This window comes from Peribacillus sp. FW305-BF15, from assembly GCF_058783805.1.
Genome location: NZ_JBYSYV010000012.1, coordinates 1 through 22,350, shown reverse-complemented (window position 1 = coordinate 22,350; position 22,350 = coordinate 1). Strand labels below are relative to the sequence as shown.

Here is a 22,350-nt window from a genome sequence, read left to right as displayed (position 1 = left end):
GAGAACCAATGGTTTCACTGAAAAATAAGGCCGTAAAAGAAAAGACATACAACGAAAATTCTCCTCTTGTTGAAATAAAGAATCTGAAGAAGCATTTTCCTATCGGTTCTCAATCGCTGAAAGCGGTAGATGGTTTGGATCTCAAAATCTATCCAGGGGAAACTGTCGGTCTTGTTGGGGAAAGCGGTTGCGGTAAGTCGACTGCAGGTCGTACAATCACTCGATTATATGAACCGACAGATGGAGAAGTTCTTTTTCAGGGGAAAAATATTTTCGATTACAAACCTGGGGAAATGTCACATATCCGCCGTGAAATACAAATGATTTTCCAAGATCCTTACGCATCCTTGAACCCAAGGATGAAGGTGGAGGAATTGATTGGGGAACCACTTGCCATTCATGGGATATCAAAAGGTAAAGAGCGAAGAAAACGGGTGGAAGACCTATTAAAGCTGGTTGGTTTAAGTCCGGAACATATCACTCGTTTTCCGCATGAATTCAGTGGTGGTCAGCGCCAGCGTATTGGAATTGCAAGGGCATTGGCATTAAATCCTAAATTCATCGTTTGTGATGAACCAATCTCTGCCTTGGATGTTTCGATACAGGCCCAAGTGGTTAACTTATTAAAAGAACTGCAAAAAGAAATGGGATTGACTTATTTATTCATCGCGCATGATTTATCGATGGTCAAGTATATTTCAGATCGCATTTTAGTCATGTACCTTGGAAGAATGATGGAACTTTCGGATAGTGATTCTTTAACGAAAGATCCGCTACACCCATACACACAGGCCTTGCTATCCGCAGTGCCGATACCAGACCCGACTATTAAACGGGAAAGGATCGTCCTTAAAGGTGATGTACCAAGTCCGATCAATCCGCCGAGCGGCTGTGTATTTCGGACGCGCTGCCCTAAGGCGATGGAGATATGCTCCAGTGCTGTACCTGAATGGAAAGAACAAAAACCAGGGCATTTCGTTGCTTGTCATTTATATTGGTAAACAAAAAAACCAGTTGCATTTGCGACTGGTCTTTTTTTACACATTTATGTAAAATATTTTTAGAATAGAAACGATTATCAAATTATTTATCAGCATGTCAAAATAAAAAACTAGGAATCTGAAATTAAAACATATAAAATGTAATTATATGTAAATATAAAATTCTGTTGAATGTTTCAATTTGTGAGAGAAGGAGGGACTGTTATTGTATTCCACGATAACTAGTGAGATCGTCGATCGTGTCATGATTGTTACTCTTAATCGTCCAGAGAGAATGAATGCTTTCAATGAAAAGATGTGTGAGGAGATGATTCGCGCTTTTAATGAAGCGGATGAAAATGATGACGTAAGAGCCGTCATATTAACTGGCGCTGGGGATGCTTTTTGTGCTGGAATGGATTTGGAAAAAGGTGCAGAAACGTTTATGGATCACACTCCTTTGGTTGAATATCGCGATGCAGGAGGAATGTTGTCATTACGGATTTTTGAGATGAAGAAACCTATGATAGCAGCCATTAATGGAGCGGCAGTCGGGATCGGGATAACAATGACTTTGCCCATGGACATTAGAATTGCTTCAACAGATGCAAAGATGGGTTTTGTATTTGCAAGGCGGGGGATAACGATGGAGGCATGCAGCGGCTGGTTCTTGCCTAGACTTGTCGGAATGGGCAAAGCTTCCGAATGGATTTTTACCGGCAGGATGATTACGGCCAGTGAAGCATATGAGGGAAGGCTGGTAAACAAGATCGTCGAGCCAGAAGAATTGATGTCTGCAGCAATGGAGATTGCGACAGACATTGCGGAAAATACATCTTCCGTCTCTGTGACGCTATCCAGGCAGTTAATGTGGTCCATGCTCGGTGCGAACCATCCTGTTGAATCACACAAAATAGAATCGAAAATGATTCATTGGACCGGAAAACAAGCTGATGCACTAGAAGGAATTGAAGCTTTTCTCGAAAAAAGGAAAGCCGATTTCAAAATGAAAAGCAGCACGGATATGCCTCCGTTTTATCCGTGGGGAACGGATCGAACATATGAAGCGGATAAGAAATGAATGAATGGTAAGGTCGATATCGAGGGCTTCGGAAGTGCTTGATAATTTTTACTTTTCGGATAAATTAGGGTTTCTTTTCTTAGTGTGTTATACTAGGTTTACCATTTACTAAACTTGTTTCATGTTCCCTATTCCCTGTGAATAGGGTTTTTTTATGATTGTTTTTTTGATCAAAAAAAAACAGACCCTACAAGTAGGGTCCGTTATATATTGTATTTAAAATTATGCTTTTTGAACGTTAGTAGCTTGGGGTCCACGTTGACCTTGCTCAACTTCAAAAGTAACTTCTTGACCTTCGTCTAATGATTTGAATCCTTCGCTTTGGATAGCTGAGAAATGTACGAATACATCGTCTCCGTTTTCGCGTTCGATGAAGCCAAATCCTTTTTCTGCGTTAAACCATTTTACTTTACCTTGTTCCATTGTTGTTGCCTCCTAGTGTGAATCCACACATTGTGTTACTACCCTTGCTCAATCATTAGACGAAAAGTTTTTCACTTATCAATCTTCCCGAACAAAAATAATTCTTTTTAAATATAACAGATAATGTCGGAATCTGCAAGCTAACAAGGAAAGATTATTAATGTATACAGAAAATGAACAATTCTTAATACCCTTTTTTGTAATCAAGTAAATTTGTTGAAGGTGTTTTACCATTTAGATAGTCCTTTAAATTCGGCATGAAAATATCCTGAATTAGCCTTTGGTCGTAAAATTCCGTATTTCCGGATGTGTGCGGCGTGATGATTACGTTGTTCAACTCCCATAAAGGGCTTTTCTCAGGTAGTGGCTCCGTTTCAAACACATCAAGACCAGCACCTGCAATATCTTTGTCCTTAAGCGCTTGAATCAATTCGTTTTGAATGACCAGGTTTCCCCTTCCTATATTAATGAAAAATGCGGAGCGCTTCATTAACTTGAATTCGTTTTTACCGAACATATTCCTTGTTTCTGGGGTCAATGGTAATGTCACGACAATATAATCACACCTAGGAAGAAGATCAATCAATTGTTTTTGTGTGAACATCTCATCTACGAATTCTTCTGATTTACCGGAATGGCGCATCCCTAATACGGTCATGCCAAAAGCCTTGGCAATTTTTGCGGTTTCCTTTCCGATTTTCCCGACACCGATGATTCCGATGGTCTTTTCATGAATTTCCTGCTTCATATGTGCGTGATGCCAGGTCCTTGTCTGCTGTTGCTTAATATATGTATCTACTTTTCTTGTTAAGGCAAGCATTAACGCGAAAATTGTCTCTGAAATGGGATACGCATGAACGCCGTTTGCAGTTGTAATCTGAACATTCTTTTGTTCTAAATTGTCCAGGGGTAAAGCATTCACTCCTGCACTCCATGTCTGGATCCATTTAACATCGCTTGCAGCAATCGATACAGACATTTCCGCTTTCCAGCCTGCGATGACTTCTGCATCGGCAATATGATCTCTCCATTTTTCCGGGGATCTCCCGGTGATAACAGTCCACTCGGGAATCAATTCTTGGATCTTCTGTAATAAGATTTCATTCAAATTTTGGCTTATTATGAGTTTTCTTTTTGACATAATTATCCTCCAGGATATTTTTTCTGAATTATACGTAAATTTCGATAATATTTCAATTGGGAAGGCGATTGCTTACCAATCTTGCTATAATACTAATAATCAATGGAATGGGGTGTAATCATGAACGTGAAAGAGATATATGGACAGCTGCCTGCCCTGGAATCAAAACGATTGATCATGAGGAAAGTCACCATGAATGATGCCGAAGACATGTTCGCTTATGCATCCAACAATGAAGTTTCCCGTTACGTCACCTGGGAAGCCCATCGTTCCCTAAGTGATACAAAAGATTTTATCCGATTTATCCTTCAAAATTATGAGGGTAAGAAAATCGCTCCATGGGGCATAGAACACAAGGAAAGCGGTAAGCTGATAGGTACCATTGATTTTGTTTCATGGCAGGTTGACCATCATCGTGCGGAAATAGGGTATGTGCTTGCACCAGAATATTGGGGGAGTGGCTTGATGACGGAGGCAGCCCAAAAGATAATCGCCTTTGGCTTCGAAAATATGAACCTAGTTCGAATACAAGCAAGGTGCTTCGTTGAAAATTCAGTTTCAGAGCGAGTCATGCAAAAGGCTGGTATGTCTTTTGAGGGAATCATCAGAAAAGGAATGTTCGTCAAGGGGAAGCATCAAGATCTAAAGCTATATTCCATTATAAAATGATGGCCGCGTAGTCAGCTGATTAAAGGGAAAGTATAAGAAAAATATACATCGTTTGCGAAATCGTGAATTTCTGTTGTTGATTATGGTGGAAAGCCAGAAACAAACAATATGTGCAAATATTGAATCAAAAACTATACAAAACGTCTAATGTAAAAAGTCGTTTAGAAAAATATAATGAAACTATGAAATCGTGTTGAAATGGAGGGTTTATTTAATGACAGTTATCAATGAAGTAGAAACCTTGAAAAATTATATCGGTGGCAAATGGGTTGATTCCACAACTTCGAAACATGAACAAGTGCCTAACCCGGCAACAGGAGAAGCATTGGCAATCGTACCCCTTTCAACAAAGGAAGATGTAAACCAAGCGGTGGAGGTTGCTAAAAAGGCGTATAAAGAATGGAAAAAGGTCGCCGTTCCAAAAAGAGCTCGCTTCTTATTCCGTTACCAGCAATTACTGATTGAACACTGGGATGAGCTTGCAAAGCTGGTCACTATGGAAAACGGAAAAAGCTATACAGAAGCATATGGTGAGGTTCAGCGCGGGATTGAATGCGTGGAGTTCGCAGCAGGTGCCCCTACCTTGATGATGGGAAGTCAGCTTCCTGATATTTCCCCAGGCATTGAATCTGGCATGTATCGTTATCCAATGGGTGTCGTTGCCGGGATTACGCCGTTTAATTTCCCGATGATGGTGCCATGTTGGATGTTCCCGCTGGCAATAGCTTGTGGAAATACGTTTATCTTAAAACCTTCAGAACGGACACCGCTTTTGGCCAACCGTCTCGTGGAATTATTGACAGAAGCCGGTGTTCCGGATGGTGTTGTCAATATTGTCCATGGTGCCCACGATGTCGTGAATGGGATTTTGGAACATGAAGACATTAAAGCGGTATCATTTGTGGGATCCCAGCCTGTCGCAGAGTATGTATACAAAACGGCAGCTGCCTATAAAAAACGTGTCCAGGCTTTATCGGGTGCGAAAAATCATTCGATCGTCATGCCTGATGCAGATTTGGATAATGCCGTAACGAACATAACGAATGCAGCTTTCGGATCTGCAGGCGAGCGCTGCATGGCTGCGTCAGTGGTTGTTGCGGTGGGAGAAGTGGGAGATACGCTCGTTGGGAAATTAAAGGCTGCAGCGGATAACATCAAGATTGGAAATGGAATGGATAAGGACGTTTTCCTGGGACCTGTAATCCGTGATACTCATAAAAAAAGAACAGAACAATATATTGAAATCGGGGAAAAAGAAGGAGCTGTCCTCCTTCGTGATGGCAGGAATGAAGGCGATCAGGAAAAAGGCTATTACGTTGGACCGACATTATTTGATCATGTAAAAACAAACATGAAAATATGGAGTGATGAAATTTTTGCTCCTGTCTTATCCATAGTACGAGTTAATACTCTTGAAGAAGCAATTGAATTGACCAATCAATCCGAATTTGCCAATGGTGCCTGCCTCTATACGGATAGTGCAAAAGCCATCCGGGAATTTCGCGAAGAAATTGATGCAGGGATGCTTGGCATTAACCTTGGGGTACCCGCGCCAATGGCATTCTTTCCATTTTCCGGATATAAAAGTTCGTTTTATGGGGACCTTCATGCCAATGGGAAAGACGGCGTGGAATTTTACACGAGAAAGAAAATGTTAACGGCAAGATACTGATAGGAAAAAGGGGGTCGGCGCAATTTGTGGTCGGCCTTCCTTTATACATTATTTTAGGAGGAGTGTAGCTTATGCAGGTTGAAAAACAGGGTCAGGATCTTAAAGCGATGGATGGTAAATATGTGTGGCATCATATGAAAGGGGCTGAACCCACCCCTGGTGCAATGGTAATTAAAAACGGGCAAGGAGCATGGATTACGGATGTTGATGGGAATCGCTTCCTGGATGGGATGTCTGGTTTATGGTGTGTCAACGTCGGTTATGGCCGCACGGAACTGGCTGAAGCAGCTTACGAGCAGCTGAAGGAACTTCCATATGCCCCTTTAACGAATAGCCACATCCCGGCTATTAAGCTAGCGGAGAAATTAAATGAATGGCTTGGTGGGGATTATGTGATTTTCTTCTCTAACAGCGGTTCAGAAGCCAATGAGGCGGCCTTTAAAATTGCGCGGCAGTATCATCAGCAAAAGGGTGAACATGGACGCTATAAATTCATTTCGCGTTATCGCGGCTATCATGGCAATTCAATGGGAGCCCTGTCAGCTACCGGGCAGGCACAGCGAAAATATAAATACGAACCTCTCGCCCCAGGGTTTCTTCATGTATCACCGCCAGATTCTTACCGAAATCCAGAGGATGAAAGCGGTGAAAAAAGTGCAGCGGAAATTGAAAATACCATTACATGGGAGCTGAGCGAAACGGTGGCTGCGGTCATCATGGAACCAATCATCACCGGGGGCGGAATTTTGATGCCGCCCGATGGCTATATGAAACGTGTCAAAGAAATTTGTGAGAAAAATGGTGTCCTTCTCATTTCGGATGAGGTCATTTGCGGGTTTGGCCGAACTGGTAAGAAATTCGGATTTATGAACTATGATGTAAAACCAGACATCATAACAATGGCTAAAGGAATCACGAGCGCTTATTTGCCATTATCAGCTACAGCCGTCAAACGTGAAATTTATGAAGCGTATATTGGCTCAGACGTTTATGACCGCTTTCGGCATGTAAATACATTTGGCGGCAATCCTGCTGCCTGTGCTGTCGCTTTGAAGAATATTGAAATATATGAAAATGAAAAACTAATTGAACGGTCCAAGGAGTTAGGGCTACGCTTTCTGCAAGAGTTTGAAGAAATCAAATCTCATCCCAATGTTGGGGATGTACGCGGGAAAGGTTTGTTGGTAGGCATCGAACTAGTGGAAGATAAACTGACAAAACAGCCGATCGAACTTTCCAAAATCAATAAAGTCATTGCTTCATGCAAAGAAAAGGGGCTGATCATAGGGAAAAATGGCGATACAGTAGCAGGTTTCAATAATATCCTGACTCTTGCTCCCCCGCTTAGTATAACTGAAGAGGATTTCGCATTCATCATAGCGACGGTAAAGCGAACGTTAGCTGAATTATGAAAATAAAATGAAGAAACTGAATATTCAACAATTTCACGCATGTGCCTGTTGATACACATAACTTGCTTTTAAAATGAGGCTGATACGTCAGTTTTAGCGCCGTTCGGAACTTTGAACGGTGCTTTTGTCTATGATCAAAGAAGAATAAGAGGTAAAGGAATCTAATAGAAATTATAGGCGATATTTTGGAATCGTTTTCCTTGCTTAGTTATAGCGGATGTTCGAAAATGGAATGATAAGGAGTAGTGATAGAATATCTATATTATCCGGCAGAAGAGGTGAGGGACATGAATAATGAAGATATAACAAAAAAATTAACATTACATATCCCTGAAATTTTAGGGAGTGGGAATTTTTCAAAGTATGCTGTATTGGTACCGCTTATAGAGAAAGAAGATGGAATTCATGTTCTTTTCGAAGAGCGTTCGCACAAACTGAGGAGGCAGCCGGGGGATATATGTTTTCCGGGCGGGAAAATAGACAAGCTGGATCAAGATGAACAGGCTGCTGCCCTAAGGGAAACATATGAGGAGCTTAATTTGCGAAAAGAAGATATCGAAAACGTCTTTCCGATCGATTATTTGGTATCTCCATTCGGGATGATTGTCTATCCTTATGCAGGATTTGTTCGTAACCATCAACGGATAATACCTAATCCAGCTGAGGTAGAAACCATTTTTACGGTCCCGCTTTCCTTTTTCATGGAAAAACCGCCAGAAATTTATCATGTGGAATATAAAGTGGAACCGCATGCAAACTTCCCCCATGATTTAGTCGTTGGCGGGGAGAATTATAAATGGCAGCCAAAACAGATGGAAGAGTATTTTTACTTATATAATGGTCGGGTAATATGGGGAATGACAGCGAAAATCCTTACCCATTTTATTGAAATTCTTCGTTAGACCCTTCTAAAGCACCTTTTTTTTTCGGTCTATTTCTATTAAGCTTTAATTAGGGTAAAAGTTAGGTTTTTAATAGAAGCGGGGGGATGAGTGGATGAAGTATAGTTTTGAAGTACTTGAAAAAGAACGGGAAATGGCAATGGCTGCACTAGTCAACTTCAATGAAAACCGCGAATACTATGATGAAACCAAAGATAAGGAACTTAAGCTAGCATACTACAAAGATGGTTCCTTGGACCGGGAAGGATTGAAGGACCTACTTGTGGCAACCCATAAAAACCAGCTGAACTACTCACCGCATCGTCATGTTTACCCATGGGTGGACTTACAGGAAAATGGCCAGCTGAAAAGTCTGTATTCCGGTAAAGGCATGGATCCTGCACAAGTGATTGAGGAAGATATCCGTATACTGGAAGTATTGTCAAGAGGTATTGAATCAACAAATTCGGAGAATATTCTCGTTAATTGTGAACATGTAGTACCTCAATCATGGTTCGATAAAAAAGAACCGATGAGGGGGGATTTGCATCATCTGTTTGCCTGTGAACCAACGTGTAATAGCAGCCGGAGTAACTATCCATATCATGATTTTGAGGATTATATCCCTGAAAGATCGGCTTCCGGTATAAAAGCGGGTTGCGGGAAATCAGACGAAAGTAAATTCGAGCCCGAATACGGAAAAGGGATCGTGGCGAGGGCAACTTTGTATTTTTTACTCAGATATGAGGGAATCATCGATAGCGGCAATATCGACCTGGCACTGCTTTTGGAATGGCATCGGCTTTTTCCCGTCAGCACTTATGAAAAACATAGAAACCTCGCTATACATGAAATGCAGGGTAATCGTAACCCGTATATAGATTTTCCCGAAATGGCAGAGAATTGGGATTAAAGTAGGGCATAAAAAAGAGGATTGAAGCTGCAGTGAAAGCTTCAATCCTCTTTTATTATGGATTATAAGAATTTTACGCAAACAGGGAAGGGAACTTGAACATCCTTTTGCAATAATGTTAATTTTCCGTCATGTTCATTCCGGGCATATAGTGTCAAGTTTCCTGATTGTTCATTAGAAGCGATCAGAAATTTTCCGCTAGGGTCCAATGAAAAATCACGCGGCCAATGTCCTTCGGTGGAAACCAGCTGCACGAATGCCAGTTTGCCTGTTTCTTCATTGATTTCGTAAACGGCAATACTATCATGTCCGCGGTTTGCGGCATATATGAATCGCCCGTCATCAGAAATATGAATGGCGCTTCCTTGGTTATTTTCCTTGAAATCTTCAGGGACGGTCCGTACCGTTTGCAATTCAGAAAAACTACCGGTTTGACTATCGAAGCTCAAAACAATCACTTCTGGTACAAGTTCTGCCATGACATACGCAAATTTACCGTTTGGGTGGAAGGTCAGATGCCGTGGTCCGCTGCCGGGAGCAACAGATAAGCTGTTTACTTCTTCCAAAACCCCATTATGTATTTTATAGGTTATTACTTTATCTATTCCGAGGTCGACAACAGCAATGAACCTTTCATCCGGCGTGAAACCAGCGAAGTGAGTGTGTGCTTTTTCCTGACGTTCTTCATTCGGTCCATGCCCTTCATGTTGAACAGTTGATGATACAGGCAAAGGTGTCGCATCGTCATTAAGCGGATATGATTCAATCACGCCTTCTCCATAACTGGAAGTGACCAAAACCTGTTTCTTGCTGTCGACACTTATATGGCAGGAAGAGCCATTTGGTGTAAGTTGTTTGCCTAAGAAGGTAAGCTCACCTGAATCTTCATTAATCGAATAGGCTGAAACTCCACCGCTGCCCGCTTCTTTTAAAATGGCGTAGAGATTCTTTTTGTCATGGCTGATGGCGACATAAGTCGGATCGGTCAATTCTGCTGCAAGTACCGGTGTACTGAGCTTTCCTTCTGCTGTATCTAAAGTAAATCGGTAAATACCTTCGCTGTTTCCTTTTGTGTAAGTGCCTATGTATCCAATGATGTTCTGTTGATTATGTTTTGCCATATTTATCTCCTCCAAGAAAGAATTGTGTTTATTTTTATTTTAACATAGATGATGCGCATATATCCTTTTCCCATTTTATGTTGAGTCGGAACCTTTTTCTTTTAGAATTTTTTTGGGAGATATGAAAAAAACCCGCCTAGCGGGTTAATTTAAATCGACTGGCTTTGAAGCTTCGATGGGTATATGCCTAAACTCAGAAACGGAAAATAAACCCTGATCCGTCAGTTTGATTTCAGGGATGACTGGTAGCGCCAAGAAGGCAAGTGTAAGAAAAGGGTTGAAATGCCTGTTAGCACCGAGTTTCAATAAGGCTTCATCGATGTGCTTCAATGAATGGACCACATCCATATAATTGCATTCACTCATCAATCCAGCTATTGGAAGGGGAAGGGAAGCTAGTATTTCCCCATTTTGGATTACAGTCAATCCACCCTGAATTTTTTTGATTTCCTTAGCTGCCAGAAGCATATCCTGGTCATTCGTTCCGGCAATGATCAAATTATGTGAATCATGGGCTACTGTCGTGGCAATGGCTCCTGATTTCAACCCGAGCCCTTTGACGATTCCCAGGCCCACTTGTTTGGTCATATGATGCCGTTCAATAACAGCAAGTTTTAGATGATCAACATGTTCGGAGAACTGAAATAGACCATCATGATTAAGTGTGACCGGTTCAATCGAATGCTTTGTAATCAAGCTGTTTGGAGTTATCTCAATAATATTAGCGAACTCATTTTTAAAAGGTATCGCGAAATCATCTCCGGTTATTTCATGAAATTGAACAGAGTGCTTCAACCCGTCGGTAAAAACCTGTTTCTCATCAGCTGGATAGTTAAGCAATCGATTATTTTGTACCATAAGCTTTCCATCTTTGAAGACCGAATGGAGGATGACTGAATCAAGATCATCCAGTAGTAGGAAGTCTGCCTTGTATCCAGGTGCAATTGCACCATGTTCCTTTAATCCAAAGCATTCTGCTGCATTAATGGTCGCCATTTGAATGGCGGTAATTGGCGGGACACCTGTTTCTATGGAAAGTCGAACGTTGTGATCGATACTTCCTTCAGAAACTATATCATCTAGGTGCCGGTCATCGGTGACGAATAAACAACGGCGGGAGTTCTTCTCATTAATAACTGGAATCAGGTTAATTAAGTCTTTGGCGACGGTGCCTTCCCTGATCATAAGATACATTCCTTTACGCAGTCTTTCTTTTGCCTCTTCCGCTGTAGTGCATTCATGATCTGTTTTAATGCCTGCACTTAGATAAACATCGAGCTGTTGTTGGGATAATCCAGCTGCATGACCATCGATGCTTTTGCCCAGTCTGTTTGCATCGTATATTTTTTGCAGCATATCTTCATCTGTATGTGAAACGGCAGGGAAATTCATTACTTCGGCTAAACCAAGCACTCTCGGGTTTTGATAAAAGGAAATTAAATCTTCACTTCTTAAGACAGCACCAGAATGTTCAAACTCCGTAGCAGGTACACAAGAGGGCATCATGAAGTAAAAATCAAAAGGAAGTTGATCGGATTGTTCAATCATATATTCCATGCCCTTTTTGCCAGAAACATTGGCAATTTCATGAGGATCTGCAACGATGCAGGTCACACCATGTAAAAGGAGGATTTTTGCAAGTTCATAAGGCCTGACCATTGATGATTCTATATGAACATGGCCATCAATGAAGGAAGGGCATACGAATTTTCCTGAAGCATCGATTTCCGAAGTACCCTCATAATGCCCAATTCCAGCAAAATAACCATCGGCGATCGCAATGTCGCCAGTATAGATATCACCATTGAATACATCTATGATTTGCCCGTTCTTAATGACGCAATCTGCAGGTGTTCTTCCTGATGCAACGTCAATTCTCCTTTTAAGCAAGTTTTTTTTCATATTCATAACCCCTTTGGCCATAAAAACCAGTTAATATTTCACTTTTTCCGTATTGGTTTCCCATGTTCGGAATGGTAAATCGTGGTCATTAAAAGACAATTGTTTCATTTTAATTGTGCGGTTTTCCATTGGCAGGGCAAGTTCTTGATAGATAAAGTGATCATCAAAGCCAATAACTGCAGCGTCTTCTTTAGTGCATGCGTAATAAATGGCTTTTGGACGTGCCCAATAAATAGCACCGATGCACATGGGGCATGGCTCGCAGCTAGTGTAAATTTCACAATCTGTAAGCTGGAAGCTGTCGAGATTCCTGCATGCATCACGAATCGCCTGTACCTCGGCGTGAGCAGTTGGATCGTTGGCCGTTGTCACATTATTACATCCTCTGCCCACGACTTTGCCATCTTTTACGATTATAGCACCAAAAGGACCTCCGTTCTTAGCCAGTACATTTTCATTTGCAAGCCGAACAGCCATTTCCATGAATTTTACATCCACTAAAAAAACACCCCTTCATATATTAATAACCAAAAAGTGTTAATGTTACGTTTTTTAACGTAAATATAATAAACAATATACCATATGTCTGGGGAAACAGAATATCGTTTTCTGAAAATAAAGAAAAATCAATTTATGACGTGCAATCGAAAGGATTTAAAAGAATTTTTACAAATAATTATAAAACTGATATTGTTAGAAGAAAATCATTAGAATTATGAAGGTGATATGCATGGGTTTTTTGGGAGTTCTATTACCGATATTCGGTATATTTGTTTTAGGTTTCATTGGTCAGAAAAAGTTTAATCTTGATACAAAATCGATTTCCACGATGGCATTATATTTAATGTCACCTTTTCTCGTGTTCCGGACTTTTTATTCCGCAGAATTTACGATTAATTATTTTTACCTGTTCTTATTCACGATAGTACTTTGTCTTTCTCTCATACTGGTAGTCTACATTATATCTTTTTTTCGCAATTATACAGTCACTGAAACAAGCGGCATGATATTGGCATCGGCATTCATGAATAACGGGAATTACGGTACACCCGTCATTTTCCTGTTATTCGGAGCCGCAGGACTCGATTATGCAATCATCCTTATGGTGGGACAGCAGTTAGTGATGTGCACGATCGGCATTTATTTTGCAGCAAAGGGCAGTCCTGAAGGAAACGGAGTTCATACAGCAATTAAAGCGGTATGTCGAATGCCAATTGTATATGGAGCTATTGCAGGAACAGCCTTTCAGTTCGTGAACATACCTTTAAGCAATTCGGTTATGGAAGCTATTAATCTTGTTGCAAACGCAGCGATCCCGACAATCATGATTACACTGGGAATGCAGCTGGCCAACATTTCCCTGAAAAAAATTGCCTATCGAAAGCTATCAGTTTCGCTACTCCTTAAACTTGCCGTTTCACCAGCAATTGCCTTCCTGTTAGCACTTGCCTTGCCAGTGGGTGAAATGGTCAGGCATATCATGATCATCGTAGCTGCCATGCCAACGGCGGCCAACACTACAATGTATGCGCTCCAATTCAATACGGAGCCTGAATTCGTTTCAAGTGCTACATTCATCAGTACATCTTTAAGCCTGATTACGCTTCCCATCATCTTTTTCTTTGTATTATAGAAGATTATGATTCTAATTATGTGGGCAAACTTATTTTAAACACGAATCGGACGTTTCCTATCCAATAAACGAGATCCGGCCTAATTATAGGCATTGCCCTTGATGACCAAATCTTGGGCTGGGTACCCATTGCGGTACATGAACTTATGGCCTTTATTTAGGTGTTGATGAAAAAATGATTTCAACAATTTCATTTTAATATTAAAGAGTAGCTTATTAAACTGGCGTTTGGTATTTTAATGCCAGTATTTGATTGGAGGGGTTTTGTGTTCCAGACTAAAATTAAATTGATTAATCCTGGAAAGATTGATGCCATACTAAAGGAAATCGTCCTGAAAACCTTTGAAGAAGCACTGGAAGAAAAACTCTTGCTCTGCATGGAGTGCGGAGATGTCGATTTTTATATCGCGTATTCAAATAATGAGGAACTTCAAGATGCGATTAATGAAAACTTTGAAATTGATGAATGTGGTGAAATCATGAAAATAGATGAACATCAGGAACTTATGGATGATTTATACGATTATTTCTTGATCATACATAAGGAAAGTGATTTGTTTGATTTTTTTCCAGCAGGTCCATATACCCACAATGGGGAAATTCATGAATCGGATACGGATATGCTGGCGCCAAGGGGTTTGTATTCAGCACCATTTGAAGATGCGATAATGGAATAATACGAAAAGACAGCAAATGCTGTCTTTTTATATTATTAAAAGCGTATTCAGCTTTCGGGAAATAAATGATTTTTATAAAAAGCGGGAATTTTTCCAAGGGGAAATAAGTTAAAATTTAACATTTATATGGAATATAGCAATAATATCATGAAATATGATAACGTTTTTAACAATTTAAAGTTTATATGGTAATTTTAAGAAATATTATATATAATAAAAAGTGTGAATATTGAATATATTATTTAAATTACTAGTTTAAAATAACAATAAAAATGGTCGCTTCCCTAACACTATCGAAATATTGGGAAATAATATTGGAAGAAAGGATTATACATAAGATATGAATCGAGTTAAGAGAATGTTATAGTACGTTTTTATAATTCTGATTATTATAAATATTCAGTTTCGAAGATTGATTATGGGCGGGGTGCTAATTATGATAGTTTTTGACCGAGTGAATAAGTATTATGGCGATTTCCATGTATTGAAAGAAATTAATTTAACAATCAAGAAAGGGGAAGTGGTAGTGGTCATCGGACCTTCCGGATCAGGAAAAAGTACACTGCTTCGATGCATTAATCGTCTAGAGACCATTTCGGAAGGATCCCTTTCAATAAATGGTTTGAATGTAGCGGATAAAAAGACGGACATTAACAAACTCCGTCGGAATATCGGTATGGTTTTCCAGCATTTTCACTTGTATCCCCATAAAACCGTGCTCGAGAATATCATGCTTGCTCCCAGGAAGGTCTTGGGACAATCCGAAGAGGAAGCAAAAAAGATTGCACTGAAGTATTTGGACAAAGTGGGGATTGGAGATAAAGCAAATTCATTTCCTTCCCAGCTTTCAGGTGGACAGCAGCAACGGGTAGCGATTGCCAGAGGTTTGGCAATGGGACCGGAAATCATGCTTTTTGATGAACCTACCTCAGCCTTGGATCCGGAAATGATTGGCGAGGTACTGGATGTTATGAAAGCACTTGCCCATGAAGGAATGACGATGGTGGTTGTTACGCACGAAATGGGATTTGCCCGTGAAGTGGCGGATCGAATCGTATTCATGGACGAAGGCAGGGTTTTAGAAGAGGCAACTCCGGCTGAGTTTTACGCCAATCCTCGTGAAGAGAGGGCTCGTTTATTCCTTAGCCGTATATTAAATCATTAAATAAAAAACAGGGGTGAATTACATGTTGAAGAAAAAGAAATGGTTAAAATTATCTTTGCTATCATTACTGGCAGTCATTTTATTAGCTGGTTGCGGCGGGGGGAATGATACCGACAAAGCTGAAGAGGGTGGAGGTAAAGGCAAAGAAAAAGATGTTCTAGCACAAGTGAAGGAAAAGGATAAGATCGTTTTTGGGGTGAAAAATGATACAAGGCTATTCGGTTTGAAGAATCCTAGTACTGGAGAGGTAGAAGGCTTTGATATTGATATTGCCAAAGCTCTTGCAGCAGAAATCCTTGGTGATGAGAATAAAGTTGAATTTAAAGAAGTGACTTCTAAAACTAGGATGGCCTTATTGAATAATGGTGATATCGACGCAATTGTAGCAACTATGACAATCACGGAAGATCGTAAAAAAGAAGTTGACTTCACTGATGTTTACTTCGACGCGGGACAATCTTTGTTAGTCAAAAAGGGCAGCGATATCAAGGGTATTGATAGTTTGAAAGGGAAAAAGGTATTGGCTGTCAAGGGCTCTACTTCTTCCATAAATATCCGTGAAAAAGCTCCTGAAGCACAAGTGCTGGAATTTGAAAACTATTCCGAAGCGTTCGCTGCACTTAAATCCGGACAAGGGGATGCATTGACAACGGATGATTCCATCCTTTATGGAATGGCAGATGAAGATCCAAGCTATGAGCTTGTTGGCGGTACATTTACCGAAGAGCCATATGGAATTGCCGTAAAAAAAGGGAATTCTGAATTTGTGGAAGAGTTGAATAAAGCCCTTAAGTCACTTAAAGATTCAGGCAAGTACGACGAAATCCATGATAAATGGATTAAACACTAAACATTTTAGGAAATGTATATGGGCAGCTGACCTTGAATAACATTTGAACATTTGTCTGTGAGGATGAGCGTTTTGCTCATCCTTACTAGTTAAAGGAGTTGTATGCCGTGCTTGATTTCTCCATTTTAACAGAGAATCTGGATATGTATTTATTAGGCTTTAAAAATACGATCATGTCGAGTTTGGTCGCGTTGGTATCGAGTTTGATTCTTGGTGTGTTAATTGCCATCATGCGGATTGCGCCAATAAAGCCACTAAACTGGCTGGGTACCGCCTATGTCGAGTTCATTCGGAACATACCGTTATTGATCATTACCTTTTTCTTCTTTCTTGGTCTTAAACTAAGCGGTCTATATGCAGGGACATTAGCCTTGACCATTTACACTTCATCTTTCATAGCTGAGGCAATTCGGGCAGGCATACTCTCCGTGCCTAAGGGTCAAATGGAAGCTGCCCGTTCATCAGGTCTGACATATGGGCAGGCCATGAGGCTCGTCATACTGCCGCAGGCCGTTAAAATCGTCATTCCTCCTTTAGGGAACCAATTTATCAATTTAGTAAAGAATTCTTCCATTTTGGCTGTCGTTGCAGGACTCGATCTTATGTACCACGGGGATTTGATTTCTTCAAGGACATTTGTCGTGTTTGATGTGTACATTTTCGTTGCAGCTTTTTATTTAATTCTTACCATTCCTTTAAGCTTTGGCGTTGGTTATTTGGAAAAACGTCTGGCTAAGAGTAATTGAGGGAGGTATAAGATATGGATTTTGCAGGTGCCTATACACCAGATAATCTTAAGTTTTTATTAGAAGGATTTTGGGTAACGCTCCAGGTAGCTTTTATATCCATTATTCTAAGTTTCATTATTGGAGGGCTTGTAGGTATAATCCGATACGCAAAAGTGCCGGTGTTATCACAAATACTAGCTTTGATTGTAGAAACGGTACGTAATTTACCTCTGTTATTAATCATATTTTTTACGTATTTTGCTTTGCCGGAGATACGGATTAAACTGGAAATCATTCCAGCAGCCATCGTTGCCTTGACAATTTTTGAGTCAGCCATGCTTTCTGAAGTCATTCGAAGTGGACTGAAATCCATTGATAAAGGCCAAATGGAAGCTGCCCGTTCATCAGGTTTGAGCTATACACAGGCATTGATACATATTATTCTGCCCCAAGCGCTGCGCCGCATGGTTCCTCCCATTGTCAGCCAATTCATTTCTTTATTAAAGGATACCTCTTTAGCGGTTGTCATCTCTTTGCCGGAACTGACCCATCATGGTCAAATCATATATGGACAAAGTCAAAAGTATTTAATACCGATTTTGATCATGGTAGCTCTCATGTATTTCATAGTTAACTATAGCCTTTCTTTGATAGCCCAGAGACTTGAATTGAAACGCACCTAAAAAAACGGCTCAGAAATGAGTCGTTTTCTATTTGTCTAGGAGATTCGGAAGTGTCTCACCCTCAACCTTATTTTAAAACTTGTTTATACTCCAAGATCCATACAGTCGGCGGAAAAGGAGCGGACTTCTGAAATCGACTGGAATAATATTTTAAGAAGAAACCGTAGGCTGGACTCATTCGAACCGAGTTTAAGACTAGGTTATCCTTCATGGTTTTATACTGTAATCCTTAATGGATTGAAGAGATATATGATACTTCAACCGAATAACTGGCTAGCCGAGACCCCACAGGCGCTTGTGCCGAGGAGACTTGGCAGACAGTCGGCGGAAAGGGAGCGGACTACTTAATCAAATGGAATAATATTGATGAATGAGTACACAAAAAATGAATCTTTTGCTTTTAATAACCGTATATATAAAGGAAGAAAGAAGGTGGAAAATATGTCGGAAATTAAAAGAAGCAATAGCAAACCGATTGTATCATTGATCATGGGGGTATTATCCCTGTTTATTCCAATCATCGGCATCATTTTAGGTATTTTAGGGTTAATATTTGCATCGAAAAGTAAACAAGAAATGAACCTTACCGGTGAATCTGGAAATGGTTTAGTGACAGCTGGAAAAGTGTGCAGCATTATTGGAATAATCTTGAATGTTCTCATGATTTTGATTTTCATGGTGTTTTTTTATTTCGTAGTCAATACGGATATATCAACCTATTGAATGTAAGTATTAACTTGACAAACAAAGAAAAGTAATTTAAACCTATATAAAATGGAAATTCATGTTATAATTATTATAATTATCTAAATATTGTATGAAGGGATGATATTTTGACCATTCAAATCTTTGAGTACCCAGCCGTATTCTATTATGAAAAGCACCCGTTGATTATCGACTCTTTTTCCGTTCAAGTTTGTTTCCCGGATTTTAGGCGAGAAGGAATTATTTCTTCCGTTAGCGGGAGGAATCGGTTAGATGCCTTAGCTTGTGCTCAAGAACTGTTGGAATCCATGGTCGAACATTTTATACACGATAAAAAAACAATCCCGGATGCAAGCGAAATGGAAAAGGTGAATCTGGATCGGGGAATTAATATATGCGAGGCTGCACCCTTCAGAATTGAAATAGAAAATATCACATATGAAAAATAAAAAAACCTTGCCGGTTAAAGGACAAGGTTTTTATTTTGGATTACTTGAATTTGTAACCCGGAATGTCAGACCAGTACATATTATATTATTTTATTATTTTTTTAGTAAGCTGAAGTCGATGGGGATAATAGTGGCACTCATAAAATATAAAAAACCATCATTACCTGTAAAAGGAATGATGGTTTTTAGTTTCGCTAAAAAAATCCCCATTTAATTATTTTTTATTTTTGGGGAAAGGATATTGCGTTCTTTATAACGAATATGTATAGTATAGGTAACATAGGTAAAAAGTATCAATAGTTATATATTTTGGAGGTGTATGTGTGAAATACTATATAGCATCAGACGAAAAAAATTTGAAGCAAGTAAAATCATTGATCAAGAAATTGACTTCAAAAGGATTTACTTGTGTGAATGACAAGAATTTAATTGCGAATGATGAGAAAAACCAAATAACGGACGACATTGGAGAATATGAAAAAAAGGGGATAGAGGAAGCCGATTTCATGCTGATCTTCCTAACGGCAGGAAAAGGTAATCTATATGAGCTTGGCTATGCTTTATCTTTAAATAAGAAAATAATTGTGTATTCTCCTGAGAAAGAAAATTATCATATTAATAAAAAATCAATATTTCATAATCTGCCCGAGGTAACAATCTGCAGCGGGACCTTTTATAAGCTGGTTAAATTGATACATACGCTTTCTCCGGAAGGATCTGAAAAAGATTCACTGCCTCTTAAATAAATGTCAAATGTAAAATGACCCTCTAATAAAATTTCTTTTGAACGAATTGTTTAAAGTATTAAAAATGAGGGTAAAGACCATTAAAAAAGGGAGAGGACTGTTTTGGCCATTATTGATATCGACCAATTATTGTTAGCCACTGAAGCGATAGCAGAAGAGTCAGTTCCATTCCATCTTGATACATTTGACATCGATCAACTTTTAGATAATACGGATAATTGGAATTGGTAAAGAAAAGCATGCCCATAGAGGATATGCTTTTTTTAGGCTGTTTTCACATACTTTGTTGCTATTTACCAGGTAGTGAGTTGTGGTTGATTTCCCCTCCAGATGCTCGCTTTCCGCGGGGCGGGCGGTGAGCCTCCTCGGCGTAAACGCCTGTGGGGTCTCACCTGTCCCGCTGCTCCCGCAGGAGTCTCGCACTTCCGCTCCAATCAACTTAAATAGTTTCGTTTTAAAAACAACAATCTTTACGAAAAGAGCCTTTTTTAAAGAGAAAATAGCCTGATTACCTGTATGAAAATAATACAAGAAACCAGGCAGGTGGGAGATATTTTAACGATTGGATAAAGTTAAAACCTGCGTCCTTTTACGAATCCTAAAATCACAAACATTGAAATGGTGCCGATAACAAAAATTGCTTTAATGGAATTCACTAGAATTTCATCGTACATTTGTATTACCTCCTTGTATATAATGACAGTGCGATTATGATTAGCGTTGATGTATAAATTATAACATAAAGTCAATATCTGATGGTGGAAAATTAAAGACGATATGGGTAATAATGTATAGGTTGTACAGTTAAAATATAAAAAAGATATCCTCTAATCAGTGGATATCATTGAGAAAATTATTTAAGTCCTAGTGCTTTTTTTGTTTTTGGTCCGACGATTCCATCAGAAGTAAGTTTTTTGGACTTTTGGAATTTCTTTACGGCCGTTTCGGTGTTTTTTCCAAATGACCCATCTACTCCTTTAGTGCTGTATCCAAGTTTAGTTAATCTTTTTTGCAGTTCGATAACCTGGGGGCCACTGCTTCCTTTCTTTAGGGTAGCGTTTGTATTTACCGGCAGGCTCACAGATCCGCTCACTTTGAATCCATTTGTGGCAGCTATGTTGGCAAATGATTTATTCGAACTGGCAATCAAGACTACAGTGCTCATTCTCACCCTATCGTAAAGCCATTGTACATCATTGTTATACATACGGATACAACCGGCACTTATATATTTCCCGATTGTTGAAGAATCATTATTGCCGTGTATTGCGTACGTATTTCCTGGTGTATTCCTTGCATTGATCCCCAGCCATCTTTTACCTAGAGGGTTTTTTGGGTCTCCGCCTCTAATGTTGCCTTTATAATAGGGACGATTCACAATCTTTGTCACTACTTTAAACTTTCCTTCAGGAGTGTAGGAGGCTTTCTTACCTGTCGCCACGATGAATACCCTCACCAATTTATCATTTTCGTAATAGGCAAGCTGATTATTGGCTTTATTGATGATAATCAGTTGTCTTGCTGCCGCACCTGAAGTATTACTGAACCCCAAAAAACTAAAGGCGAAAATCAATACAAATACAATTAATTTTTTCATGTTTTTCCCCGTCCCTCATTTAAGCAACCTACATTTACACATATACTATCCTATGCATGAAGTGAGGCTAAAGTGACAATTTATTAAAAAAAGGGTAGACTAATTAACTATGGGAAAAGTCAAACTTAGATCCAATTTCACTTTTATGCATATCAAAAGAATGATGGGCACTATTTTTGGCCATATTACATACATTATTGAAGGGAAAGCGGAGGTGGGAAAGAATTGTCACGCCTAAAGGTGGAGGACTATCTAGAACAAGGCATCCATGGTCCAAAAGAAATCAAGGCTGGTGAACGAAGGGGATTTCTGGGCACATTACGGGAACGCGTAGTCATCGTCTTAAAAAGAAGCCAAGTCTTTGAAACGAATGTATACCCGGAGATAGAGCAAATGATGAAGCAGTATCCCCGTTCAAATTTGTTTTTAAATGGTCAGATGGACTATCAATATCTAGGAAAATATATTAAATTGGCAATGAGTCATGATATTCCTTACAAAATCGTCCTAAACAAAGATCATAACTCCGATTTGGGTCTGGTGTTAGCGGAAAGTAACGCCATAAACAAAGAAGAAATTTATATACAGAAGCAAATTCATACCCAGCAAGTCATCAAAAAGAAAAGCTTCACAGCCTTTTTTAAACGCTGTGTTAAAAAATTATTAAAAAAACGTTGATGCAACTATCAACGTTTTTAGTTTGTCTACAAAAAAAAGGAGGGGATGGACTATTCGAACCATGATAGTAAGAATAGGTTTTCCATAATGGTTTTTTATGGTTTTATGAAATAAACTGGAACTTTTTTTGAAAGAAAAAACTGTAGGCAAATTCTCTTTCTTAAGAGTTGAACTGCCCCGTAAATGTTAGACACCAAACTAACATTTACGGGGTGTTTTTTATGGCTAATTTTTCTGCCGAACA

The 22,350-nt window shown here is 39.5% G+C and carries 24 protein-coding genes; 18 read left to right on the top strand and 6 right to left on the bottom strand.

What is annotated here, in order from left to right:
• Positions 1–8 precede the first annotated feature (8 nt).
• Positions 9–1,001: an ABC transporter ATP-binding protein gene (locus AC3WLU_RS14405; RefSeq protein WP_048679436.1), complete on the top strand. Its 993-nt coding sequence runs from the start codon at positions 9–11 to the stop codon at positions 999–1,001.
• A gap of 205 nt (positions 1,002–1,206) precedes the next feature.
• Positions 1,207–2,061: a crotonase/enoyl-CoA hydratase family protein gene (locus AC3WLU_RS14400; RefSeq protein ID WP_197281826.1), complete on the top strand. Its 855-nt coding sequence runs from the start codon at positions 1,207–1,209 to the stop codon at positions 2,059–2,061.
• Between the two features lie 222 nt (positions 2,062–2,283).
• Here AC3WLU_RS14400 and AC3WLU_RS14395 read toward each other — a convergent pair whose 3' ends face one another.
• Positions 2,284–2,484 (bottom strand): cold-shock protein, encoded by a 201-nt coding sequence (locus AC3WLU_RS14395; RefSeq protein ID WP_029714163.1) that lies wholly within the window; start codon positions 2,482–2,484, stop codon positions 2,284–2,286.
• 184 nt (positions 2,485–2,668) lie between these two features.
• A complete protein-coding gene (locus tag AC3WLU_RS14390; RefSeq protein WP_427524780.1) occupies positions 2,669–3,625 on the bottom strand; it encodes a D-2-hydroxyacid dehydrogenase in 957 nt (318 codons plus the stop codon).
• 120 nt (positions 3,626–3,745) lie between these two features.
• On the opposite strand from AC3WLU_RS14390, the gene AC3WLU_RS14385 reads away from it, so the two are divergent.
• From AC3WLU_RS14385 to AC3WLU_RS14365, 5 genes are all read left to right on the top strand, one after another.
• Positions 3,746–4,294, top strand: a complete 549-nt coding sequence (locus tag AC3WLU_RS14385; protein ID WP_492597459.1) for a GNAT family N-acetyltransferase — start codon at positions 3,746–3,748, stop codon at positions 4,292–4,294.
• A gap of 214 nt (positions 4,295–4,508) precedes the next feature.
• Positions 4,509–5,966: a CoA-acylating methylmalonate-semialdehyde dehydrogenase gene (locus AC3WLU_RS14380; RefSeq protein WP_413005041.1), complete on the top strand. Its 1,458-nt coding sequence runs from the start codon at positions 4,509–4,511 to the stop codon at positions 5,964–5,966.
• Positions 5,967–6,037: 71 nt separating this feature from the next.
• A complete protein-coding gene (locus tag AC3WLU_RS14375) occupies positions 6,038–7,378 on the top strand; it encodes an aspartate aminotransferase family protein (protein WP_063576123.1) in 1,341 nt (446 codons plus the stop codon).
• Positions 7,379–7,665: 287 nt separating this feature from the next.
• Positions 7,666–8,280 carry an NUDIX hydrolase gene (locus AC3WLU_RS14370; RefSeq protein ID WP_034307027.1) on the top strand — a complete coding sequence of 205 codons (615 nt, stop codon included), beginning with the start codon at positions 7,666–7,668 and terminating at the stop codon, positions 8,278–8,280.
• 94 nt (positions 8,281–8,374) lie between these two features.
• Positions 8,375–9,172, top strand: coding sequence for an endonuclease I family protein (locus tag AC3WLU_RS14365; protein WP_492597458.1), 798 nt, complete (start codon positions 8,375–8,377; stop codon positions 9,170–9,172).
• Between the two features lie 62 nt (positions 9,173–9,234).
• Here the strand turns inward: AC3WLU_RS14365 and AC3WLU_RS14360 are convergent, their stop codons facing one another.
• The 3 genes from AC3WLU_RS14360 to AC3WLU_RS14350 form a co-directional block, all read right to left on the bottom strand.
• Complete coding sequence (locus AC3WLU_RS14360; protein ID WP_492597457.1) at positions 9,235–10,293, bottom strand: lactonase family protein; 1,059 nt, start codon at positions 10,291–10,293, stop codon at positions 9,235–9,237.
• 144 nt (positions 10,294–10,437) lie between these two features.
• Positions 10,438–12,201, bottom strand: a complete 1,764-nt coding sequence (gene ade / locus AC3WLU_RS14355; protein ID WP_492597456.1) for an adenine deaminase — start codon at positions 12,199–12,201, stop codon at positions 10,438–10,440.
• Positions 12,202–12,225: 24 nt separating this feature from the next.
• Entirely contained in the window at positions 12,226–12,678 is a 453-nt protein-coding gene (locus AC3WLU_RS14350) for a nucleoside deaminase (RefSeq protein ID WP_057277922.1), read from the bottom strand.
• A 247-nt stretch (positions 12,679–12,925) separates the two neighbouring features.
• Here AC3WLU_RS14350 and AC3WLU_RS14345 point away from each other — a divergent pair, with 247 nt between their 5' ends.
• From AC3WLU_RS14345 to AC3WLU_RS14300, 10 genes are all read left to right on the top strand, one after another.
• The gene (locus AC3WLU_RS14345) at positions 12,926–13,828 is read left to right on the top strand and encodes an AEC family transporter (protein WP_492597455.1); all 903 of its coding nucleotides are present in this window, start codon (positions 12,926–12,928) and stop codon (positions 13,826–13,828) included.
• Between the two features lie 266 nt (positions 13,829–14,094).
• Positions 14,095–14,505: a hypothetical protein gene (locus tag AC3WLU_RS14340; RefSeq protein WP_492597454.1), complete on the top strand. Its 411-nt coding sequence runs from the start codon at positions 14,095–14,097 to the stop codon at positions 14,503–14,505.
• A gap of 436 nt (positions 14,506–14,941) precedes the next feature.
• Positions 14,942–15,670: an amino acid ABC transporter ATP-binding protein gene (locus AC3WLU_RS14335; RefSeq protein ID WP_057277533.1), complete on the top strand. Its 729-nt coding sequence runs from the start codon at positions 14,942–14,944 to the stop codon at positions 15,668–15,670.
• 22 nt (positions 15,671–15,692) lie between these two features.
• On the top strand, positions 15,693–16,520 hold the full coding sequence (locus AC3WLU_RS14330; RefSeq protein ID WP_427601407.1) for a transporter substrate-binding domain-containing protein: 828 nt from the start codon (positions 15,693–15,695) through the stop codon (positions 16,518–16,520).
• A 107-nt stretch (positions 16,521–16,627) separates the two neighbouring features.
• The gene (locus tag AC3WLU_RS14325; RefSeq protein WP_057277535.1) at positions 16,628–17,266 is read left to right on the top strand and encodes an amino acid ABC transporter permease; all 639 of its coding nucleotides are present in this window, start codon (positions 16,628–16,630) and stop codon (positions 17,264–17,266) included.
• Between the two features lie 14 nt (positions 17,267–17,280).
• Entirely contained in the window at positions 17,281–17,931 is a 651-nt protein-coding gene (locus AC3WLU_RS14320; protein WP_492597453.1) for an amino acid ABC transporter permease, read from the top strand.
• A gap of 441 nt (positions 17,932–18,372) precedes the next feature.
• Entirely contained in the window at positions 18,373–18,654 is a 282-nt protein-coding gene (locus tag AC3WLU_RS14315; protein ID WP_492597452.1) for a DUF4190 domain-containing protein, read from the top strand.
• Between the two features lie 110 nt (positions 18,655–18,764).
• Positions 18,765–19,085, top strand: a complete 321-nt coding sequence (locus AC3WLU_RS14310; RefSeq protein ID WP_053535156.1) for a hypothetical protein — start codon at positions 18,765–18,767, stop codon at positions 19,083–19,085.
• A gap of 296 nt (positions 19,086–19,381) precedes the next feature.
• Positions 19,382–19,831, top strand: coding sequence for a nucleoside 2-deoxyribosyltransferase (locus AC3WLU_RS14305; RefSeq protein WP_492597497.1), 450 nt, complete (start codon positions 19,382–19,384; stop codon positions 19,829–19,831).
• A gap of 102 nt (positions 19,832–19,933) precedes the next feature.
• Positions 19,934–20,062, top strand: coding sequence for a hypothetical protein (locus tag AC3WLU_RS14300; RefSeq protein WP_255256757.1), 129 nt, complete (start codon positions 19,934–19,936; stop codon positions 20,060–20,062).
• A 622-nt stretch (positions 20,063–20,684) separates the two neighbouring features.
• On the opposite strand, the gene AC3WLU_RS14295 is transcribed toward AC3WLU_RS14300, so the two are convergent.
• Positions 20,685–21,428 (bottom strand): L,D-transpeptidase family protein, encoded by a 744-nt coding sequence (locus AC3WLU_RS14295; RefSeq protein ID WP_239858214.1) that lies wholly within the window; start codon positions 21,426–21,428, stop codon positions 20,685–20,687.
• Positions 21,429–21,653: 225 nt separating this feature from the next.
• Here AC3WLU_RS14295 and AC3WLU_RS14290 point away from each other — a divergent pair, with 225 nt between their 5' ends.
• Positions 21,654–22,106 carry a YueI family protein gene (locus tag AC3WLU_RS14290; RefSeq protein ID WP_492597451.1) on the top strand — a complete coding sequence of 151 codons (453 nt, stop codon included), beginning with the start codon at positions 21,654–21,656 and terminating at the stop codon, positions 22,104–22,106.
• Positions 22,107–22,350: the final 244 nt, after the last annotated feature.